Below are 8,322 nucleotides of genomic sequence, written 5' to 3' on the forward strand. Positions count from 1 at the left end.
CCGGACTCGGGCCGCGACACTGCCTGCCCGCATCTTTTGACCATGCCGAACGCCGACGCTTCGCCGCTGACCGAATCCGTTGCCCGCCTGACTGGCAATGAGCCATTGTTCGTCGTATTCAATGGCGGCTCCGGCAGCGGCGACGCGATCGAGACGCGCGCCAGGATCGAGCAGCGACTGAGCGAAGCAGGGCGCGCCTATACCATCTTCGCAGTGGACCGGCCCAAACAGTTGCCGCAGTTCGCCCAGATCGCGGTCGAACGTGCCAGGCAGGAGAGCGGCATCGTGGTCGCCGCGGGCGGCGACGGTACCTTGAACGCGGTGGCCGCAGCCGTGTTGCCGACGGGGCTGCCTTTCGGCATCCTGCCTCGCGGCACGTTCAATTACTTCGGCCGCACCTACGGCATCTCGGGGGAAACCGACGAGGCCTTGGCCAGCGTGCTGGACGCCCGCATCGAACCGGTACAGGTCGGCCTGCTCGACGGCCGGCCATTCCTGGTCAATGCCAGTCTGGGGCTGTATCCACAACTGCTGGAAGACCGCGAGGTCTACAAGAAAATGCTCGGTCGGCGCCGCTGGGTCGCGCTGCTGTCGGCGCTCGTCACACTGGCGCGCGCGCCGGCGCAGCTGACGCTGGACCTGCTGTCCCACGGCCAACACCAGGTAATGCGAACGCCGACGCTGGTGGTCGGCAACAACAGCCTGCAGCTGGAGCAGGTCGGCATTCCCGAGGTTGTCCACCTGGAAGACAATCGCCTTGTCGCCATGATTGCGAAACCAGTCGGCACGCTGGCGTTGTATGGATTGCTGCTGATGGGTGCGATCGGCCGGCTGGGCGATACCTCCAGAGTCATCAGCTTCAGCTTTGAATCGCTGACGGTGCGCGTGCGCGGGCGCCGGCGCATCAAGGTGGCGATGGACGGCGAGATCCACTGGGCTCGCACGCCCTTGCACTTTTCGGTATCGCCGAAGCGTTTGCAATTGCTGGTGCCGCGGGACACAAGCCGGTTGGATCGCTCATGAGCGTGGCTCGCGTCCTGCACCTGTCCGACACGCATTTTGGTACCGAGCAAGCGCCGGTCGTGGAGGCCGTGCTGTCGCTGGCGCGCGAGTTGATGCCAGAGGTCGTCGTGCTGTCGGGCGATATCACGCAGAGGGCGAGAACGGGCCAATTCGCGGCGGCGCGCGCGTTTCTCTGCAGGCTGGGGCTGCCGACGCTGGTCATCCCGGGCAATCACGATATTCCGCTCTTCAACGTGGCGGCTCGGATGCTGAATCCGTACGGCGGCTACAAGCGAGCGCTCGGTATGGTGCTGGAGCCGGTCTTCAGCAATGAACGCGTTCTTGCCATCGGCGTGAACACGACCCGGCCATCGCGACACAAGAACGGCGAGGTGTCGCGCGAGCAGATCGACCGCGTTTGCCAGCAGCTGCGCCAAGCCCACCCGCACCAGCTACGTATCGTCGTTGTCCATCAACCGGTGCGCGCGGTCGTCGAGTCGGATACGCGAAATCTGCTGATCGGCCGCGAAGCGGCCGTACCGGCATGGGTGGATGCCGGCATGGACATCGTGCTGGGAGGGCATGTACACCTTCCGTATGTGGCGCCGCTGCTCGCCAATTCGGGCCGCCGTGCCTGGGCGGTGCAAGCGGGAACCGCGGTATCGCACCGGGTCCGCGGATCCATCCCGAATTCGGTGAACGTGATCGAGTACCACGTCGACGATGGGCACGTCGGCTGCGCCGTTCAGCGCTGGGATTATGACCGGCGCGACAAGGCCTTCGCCGCCGTGCAAAGCATGGTGCTGGCACTGAGCCGCTAGCGAGCCGGCGAAACGGCAGGGCACCCTCTCGCGGCGCCCAGGTGCCTGTTCTTTTCCGAGACTCGGCATAGACTGATCGGGAAGCCCGTGCGGCGGCTCCGCCGGCAGCGGTGGCGCGCGGCCTGACGCGACAATTCAAACTCGGAGGAAGGTATGGCCAAGGGTTATTGGGTGGCGATGGTCGATATCGCCGATATGGAAGGCTATCAACAGTACATCGCTGCAAACAAGACGGTATTCGAGAAATTCGGCGCCCGTTTTCTGGTCCGGAATGGACAAAAGACCGTCGTCGAGGGCCAACCTCGATCGCGCGTGGTCGTGCTCGAATTCGACAGCTACCAGCGCGCGCTGGAGTGCTACGAATCCCCGGAATATCAGGCATTGATTGCGCTGCGAACACCGTATTCCCAGGCGGATCTCGTCGTCATTGAAGGATACGAATGACGTCCGTTAGTCCTCCCACTCGGCGGCCTGGATGGAAGCGACGATCGCACATGCGGTGTTCATCAGCGCGGGCGCGAAGTCGTCATGTAGTAGAGTGCCATGCAGACGGGAGGAGGGGCCGCCGACGGTCAGCGCCAATGGTTCCCGGCCGTCTCCGAGGTCGATGGCAACACCGACGGCAGCGATCTCCCGTTCCCACTCGGACTCCGAACTGGTATAGCCACGCTCCGCGACCTGGCGTTCTGCGCGTTTCAGGCCATCGAGCAACGCGGGCCATTCGGCCGGCTGGGCTGCTCGCAGCCGCCGGCTGATCATCTCGCGCATGCCTGCCGTAGAGGCCGACCACATCGCCCGGCCCATCGCCGTGACCGCCAGCGGGATTCGCGTGCCGACGTCGAGCCCCAGGATCAGCCTTGCCGTGCCGCGGCAGTGCGCGACATAAACCATCGAGGCTTCGTGTCTGACCCCGAGCGAGATCGCCGACTGCGTGTGTTCCGCGAGCGCCTCCATGTAGGGACGAGCCAAACGCCCGATGTCGAAGTTGGTCAGCATGCTGAAGCCCAACGACAAGACGCCTGGCGCCAAGGCGTACTCGCCAGTGGAAGGGCGATGTTTCAGATATCCGGCAGCCGACAAGGTGAATGTCAGGCGTGAGACCGTGGCGGACGGCAGCCCGGTTCGACGAGCCAGTTCCTGGTGAGCGAGCCAGCGGTCGGTGGGCCGGTAGCATCGCAGCAATTCCAGCCCGCGTGCCAGCGCGGTCACGAAGCGCGGATCCGCCGCGGGATCGCTTGCGGCGGCTGGATCGATTCGTCTGCGGCCCATCCACTCCTCCAGATCATTGCCGATGGGAAATGCAGCGACGCGGCGGTGCGATCCGGCGCCGCCGCGCCCCAACATCACGGCGCGAGCGGATGCCCGATCACCATCCCGTTGTCAGGCGTGATCCGGATCCATGTCCCTGCCAGCGGTTGCTCCTGCTCCCCCGGCTTGCTGTAGTCGCAGACCCCGCCGGGAAACACCGCGCGCAGCGCCGCCAGATCGGCTTCGCGCTGCGAGCCGGTCCACGACGGATTGCGCTCCGCGTAACCCGCGTAGTCGCTGACCGACACGGCCTTGAGCTGGCATTGCATGGTGCGGGCATGGATCGGTTCGCCGGCCTCGAAGCGCGGATACGAGGAAGCAGGGAACATCGAATTGCAGCGCGACGGCGTTTCGCTGACCTCGACGATTCCGGCCGGCGAAATGCTGCCATTGCCTTTGCGGAACACGGTACTGAAACCGCCAAATTGCTGCGGCTCCGCGATAAAGTCATCGGCCGCGCCAGCCGTAGTGGCACCGAAGCAGCCGTCGACGATGTCCGCCGGCTTGTTTCGAACGACTTTTGCTGCGCGCGAATCGGCATTGCGGTCGCTGACTACCGCCGTCAGCCATCGGTCCATGCCGAAAAACGCCTTCTGCATCGCCGGCAACGACCGCCCGGTGTGAGCCGGGCGCGGAGCCTGGACGGGCATCGTGTGGTGTGCATTCGGATCATGCGCGAAGCTGCCGACATTGGCCGTTCCCGTCCACATGACATGGTTCGCGAACTGGCCCGTCGCCGCCGCGATGCGAGCGCGGACAATGAAGTGGAAGAACTTCAGATGCATGTCACCAGCGCCCGTGAACTCGTTGTTCAAGCCATCGAGGTTCAGGATGGCGGTGCTGCGAAGCCCGGCGCCGCCATACATGATCATTCCCGTTTGATAGGCGCGCTTGAGCGCCTCGGGGTCCGCGCGCATGCGCTCCGTACGCAGATTGCCGTCGATGTCCTGGCCGCCGATCTTGCGGTTGAGGTCGATGAACTGAGCCATGGAGATCAGGCCGGTGTTCAGTGCATTTAGCCCGTACTGTACGCCGACGTTGCCGGTGAACGATCGTGCGAATCCGGTCGAAGGATCGACGCCAAGAATATTCTTGTTGTGATCGTTCACGTTAGGCCGAAGCCCGGTGGGGTTGGGTGGCAGCAGACTGACAGGGGGCGCTGGCAGGACGCCCATGGGAGCGCTGGTGACCACGTTGGCGGGGCTGTACTTCTCCGCATTGCCGATGACCGCATTGAACACGGAACTGTTTCCGGCACCGCCCATCACGTTGTCGCGATCGCCCTGGTTGGCCGGCCTCAGCACCGAGTCGGTTCGCGCGGCCCAGAAGCTGGCTTGCTGGCGAACGCTGTGATAGGTGCCATAACCGGAGGCTGCGGCAATCTCCGCGTTGGTCCAGTTCAGCAGCGTCGGATCCGCGGCTCTGGCCGCGGCGGTGGCGTTGTCGTAAGTCGGATCGTAAGGACTGTTGGGAACAGGGGAGTAAGTGCCGTTCTGCGTCGTCCCGCCTTTCGTATGATTGAGCTGGAAGTTGTAGAAGAGACGGCCCTCCATGCTTTGGGGGCCGCCGTTATCCGGAAAGCCGGCCAACATCACGATGCCATCCAGCAGTCCTGGATAGGTGTCGGCAATCATGCTCTGTTGCATGGCAGATCCGGAGGAACCCCAGCCCATCGTGTACAACACCGGCCCGTTTGCCTCGATGAATCGCTCCTTGACCATCATCATGGTCTCGGCCGAGATGATGTGGTTGCAGTTCTGGCCGAAATAATTCAGCGTGGAATTGGCTACCGCGAAACCCTTGCTGAGCGGCAAGTCGTTCAAGGCGTTGAAATCCCCGGCTGCGCCATTGGCGGAATTGCTCGAGCCTCCCACCGGACCCATCGATCTACCCTGAACGTACCAGCCGCCACCGCAACTCTGCCCGAACGGGTAGACCAGCCGCCCGTTGAAATTACCGGGCGGATTCAACGCGCTGGGATTCGGATTTTTCACCGGATCTCCCAGCACGGCGATCTGGTATATGCCTCGATTGATGACGCCGGTTTCCAGTCGGACGATGTAGGGTACGGTTCGGCCATCGAGCAGCGTGGTTGTCTCTACATTGGCGGGCGGATTCGCCGGGTCGTACGGCTGCCAGACCGCGGTTCCAGACTTTGTCGCATCGTGATAGACCCAATCGACCCGGGTCGGGGCAGCGCAATTGGGATCGGTATTCGGACCGGATGTGAGCGTCGGGCCGCCCGGATAGACGGCGAACGTGTCCGTCTGGCAGTGGAAGCTGCCTTCCTGAGGCGCGTAGAGAATCGGCCCCTGTATCGGGAAGGCAGTCAGCGTCAAGGAACCGCGCACTTTCGCATCGGCGGCCGCATCGGTGACCTCGATCTTGTTCTCGCCCTGCTTCAGCCCGGACACCAGCCCCAGCATCGATTTTCTGCCGGCATCCTGCTTGAAGCTCGCCGTGACATCGACGCCGTTCAGTTTCACCTTCGCGTCGCCGATCGTGCCGCCATCGGCTTGGGTAAGTTCGATCAGCGTGTCGTCGCCACTGACCAGGCCCTCGGGCGAAGACAGGCTCTTCACCGAAATGGCCGGCTTGGCGGGTTTCGCCGGCTCGTCACGGTCCCCTCCGCATCCGGAAACGGCAAGCACCAGCGCCGTCGATGCCAGGACAGCGAATGGCACAGCGGTCCGGGTTCCACGTCGGCCTTTCGGTCGGACAGATCGATTGCCCTCTGTTTGCGGGGCGCTTTGCGAATCCATGGTTGTCTCCTCATTTTCTAGTGAAAGCCGACCCCGATAGTCCCGAATATTCCGTGGTACGGAATATTCATCACGCATTGTTATTATCAGACGCCTCAGTCTATAAACCTTGGGGAAGTTCTCAATGGGGGAACACCCGAACCGATACCTGTATTGCAAATTGGAATATATTCCATGCAACGGAGTAATGTTGCGTGGCATGGTTCAATGATCCCGGGGGAACCGCTAGGGCATGTGGGCGGCGTCTTGTGTCGGTTTGAGCTTGGAGGATTGCCGGGTCGCTGGCCGCAGGGGTGGGGCGCCGACACGACAAAACAGTACGGCCGAATATATAGGTGTCGATTATTCGGTAATACCGCGTGATCCGTTGGACTGCTGCGACGGCAAGTTCTGGATATGGTTTTCCGATTCAACGTTCGAAAATCATCGATATCGATGTGAATTGGTCAGGCCATTATTCAATTTATGGCGCCTCGTATTATCGGCGCCAATGGATTCTGGCTCGCCCACGGCAATCTCCGGACGCCGGGCGAGAAGCTCCAGGTGTCGGTCATTGAGCCATTGAGCAACAGCGGACATCTCTAATCCTCTTGAAGCGGACACTTCTATTCATGCCTGACATCTGTTGTCCAGCTGGTTTTCAAAGGTGTGACCGCTGGCTACTTTCAAATGTCAGTCCGATCGTGCTTTTTTCTTTCGGGGTCAGACGTAACGCAGTCAAGCTGGCCGGTCTCGGCGCCGTCTCAACAGGGTGGGGCGGTTGACCCCGCGATCGCCCTGTCCAGATCCAGCCGATTGATCTGCCGCTTGCGCTTGGCCCCCGGCGTGGGCTTCATCGCCGTGGCCGCGCCCCCATTGAGCGTCCTGGACGGGCCTGCCGTCTGCCGATCCTCCCGCAACGCCTGCACCCGCGCCGCAATCTCCAGCACGTGCCCCAGTCGCTTGTGCTCCACGATGTCCGCCTGTCGGATCGTCTCGCGCGGATCGAACACGCTGTAGGGAAGGGCAGCCCCATCGGCCCATAACTCGATCCGCCCATCCGGGTATTCGGCCACCTCGATGGTCCGGCCAATCAGCTTGCGATGCGCCGCGCAGTCCTGCAGCAGATACACGACCTTGTCGTACTGCAACGTCAGGTTCTGCGATACCTTGCGCCATTCGCGCCAGGTAAAGATCCGCTCGAGGTCCTCATCGGTGCGCACCGGCCGGTGCGCATTGAACGCGCTTCTGGGCTCCTTGGCAAAGCGCGCATTGAACTAGGCCATGAAGGCCGGGGCGTAGGCGTTGGCGGCTGCAGGCGTGTCGATCCCGCGCAGCCGCAGCTCCTTGACCAGCCGGTCCTGCAGCACGCCATGCATCCGTTCGACGCGCCCCTTGGCCTGGCTCGAATTGGCGCACAGGATGTCGATGTTCAGCTCGAACAGCGCCCGCCCGAACTGCGTATAGCCGCGCCCATCCGGCCCATCCTTGGCATTGACCCGGAACACGCCAGCCTTGTCGCTGTAGAACGCCACCGGCTTGCCGTGCCGCTCCAGATAGGCCCGCGTGGCCGCAAAGTACGAGAACGTCGATTCGGTTGGCACGAACAGCAGTTGCATCAGCTGCCCGGTCGCATCGTCGACGTAGACCAGCAGCGTGCAGGCCGGCCCCCGGTCCTCGAACCACCGGTGGTCGCTGCCATCGATCTGGATCAGCTCGCCCAGGCAGGCGCGCCGGTGCCGCGGCTGGTGAACCTTGGGCGCGCGCAGCTTCCTCGGGACCCAGAAGCCGGCGTCGATCATGATTCGGCGTACGCACGACGCAGAGACCTCAATGCCATGGCGCTCGCGTAGCTTCTCGCAAGCCAAGGTTGGACCAAAGTCGGCGTAGCTATCGCGGACCAAGCCGCGTATGCGCGATTCCAGGCCGGGCGGCAATTGATGGTGACCTGGCTGGCCAAACCGCCGGGATACGACGCCACCGGGACCGTCCTGCCGATATCGCTGCACCAACCGCTCAACTTGGCGTCTCGATAGGCCCAGCTTCTCAGCAGCGCGCCACACCATCAGGCCATCTTCGACAACCGCCTGGACTACCTTGCACCGATCCAATTCCCGCATGGTCATGGTGATCGTGTCGGCTCGGCCCATATGAATCCCCAGCTTGGCTGTAACGCCGCCAGGGTGGCAGGATCAGGCAGATGCGACATTTGAATTTATCCCATCTACGACATTAGAAAAAACGGCCAACATCTGTACCGCCGATAATACTTCTTATGTAAAATTCGAAGTCATTGCGCGGACAGGAGTGCGTTCGCACTTTGCGTTAATTTGCATAAATTTGTTACCCGTTTTTGCATAAATTTGTTACCCGCCCCTAGGCGCTTACCTTTCGGAGGCTGGCAGTTTCGATGACGGCACAGCCGGCGACTATGCCGGGAGCGCCGTGTG

Annotated in this window: 5 protein-coding genes and 1 pseudogene; 3 read left to right on the plus strand and 3 right to left on the minus strand. The window is 62.5% G+C overall.

The annotated features are described in order from the left end of the window. Window positions 1–42: 42 nt before the first annotated feature. The 3 genes from F7Q96_RS09695 (at window position 43) to F7Q96_RS09705 (ending at window position 2,267) form a co-directional block, all read left to right on the plus strand. Complete coding sequence (locus F7Q96_RS09695; RefSeq protein WP_053823887.1) at window positions 43–1,023, plus strand: diacylglycerol/lipid kinase family protein; 981 nt, start codon at window positions 43–45, stop codon at window positions 1,021–1,023. A 2-nt stretch (window positions 1,024–1,025) separates the two neighbouring features. Beyond that, on the plus strand, window positions 1,026–1,823 hold the full coding sequence (locus F7Q96_RS09700) for a metallophosphoesterase family protein (RefSeq protein ID WP_053824615.1): 798 nt from the start codon (window positions 1,026–1,028) through the stop codon (window positions 1,821–1,823). A 153-nt stretch (window positions 1,824–1,976) separates the two neighbouring features. Continuing rightward, window positions 1,977–2,267: a DUF1330 domain-containing protein gene (locus F7Q96_RS09705; RefSeq protein WP_053823888.1), complete on the plus strand. Its 291-nt coding sequence runs from the start codon at window positions 1,977–1,979 to the stop codon at window positions 2,265–2,267. A 6-nt stretch (window positions 2,268–2,273) separates the two neighbouring features. Here the strand turns inward: F7Q96_RS09705 and F7Q96_RS09710 are convergent, their stop codons facing one another. From F7Q96_RS09710 to F7Q96_RS09720, 3 genes and pseudogenes are all read right to left on the minus strand, one after another. Further along, window positions 2,274–3,167, minus strand: coding sequence for an IclR family transcriptional regulator (locus F7Q96_RS09710; protein WP_144425948.1), 894 nt, complete (start codon window positions 3,165–3,167; stop codon window positions 2,274–2,276). Beyond that, window positions 3,167–5,893 carry a DUF6351 family protein gene (locus F7Q96_RS09715; protein ID WP_144425949.1) on the minus strand — a complete coding sequence of 909 codons (2,727 nt, stop codon included), beginning with the start codon at window positions 5,891–5,893 and terminating at the stop codon, window positions 3,167–3,169. The genes F7Q96_RS09710 and F7Q96_RS09715 overlap by 1 nt, the downstream gene beginning before the upstream one ends. A gap of 743 nt (window positions 5,894–6,636) precedes the next feature. After that, window positions 6,637–8,022, minus strand: a pseudogene (locus F7Q96_RS09720) (ISNCY family transposase). Between the last annotated feature and the right edge of the window lie 300 nt (window positions 8,023–8,322).

It is taken from the genome of Cupriavidus gilardii (assembly GCF_008801915.1).
In the GTDB taxonomy this organism is placed as follows: Bacteria; Pseudomonadota; Gammaproteobacteria; order Burkholderiales; family Burkholderiaceae; genus Cupriavidus; species Cupriavidus gilardii.

Excerpts from the sequence above, each read along its gene's own strand:
- F7Q96_RS09710 (WP_144425948.1), bottom strand. The coding sequence starts at position 3,167 with ATGTTGGGGCGCGGCGGCGCCGGATCGCACCGCCGCGTCGCTGCATTT.
- F7Q96_RS09705 (WP_053823888.1), top strand. The coding sequence starts at position 1,977 with ATGGCCAAGGGTTATTGGGTGGCGATGGTCGATATCGCCGATATGGAA.
- F7Q96_RS09695 (WP_053823887.1), top strand. The coding sequence starts at position 43 with ATGCCGAACGCCGACGCTTCGCCGCTGACCGAATCCGTTGCCCGCCTG.
- F7Q96_RS09715 (WP_144425949.1), bottom strand. The coding sequence starts at position 5,893 with ATGGATTCGCAAAGCGCCCCGCAAACAGAGGGCAATCGATCTGTCCGA.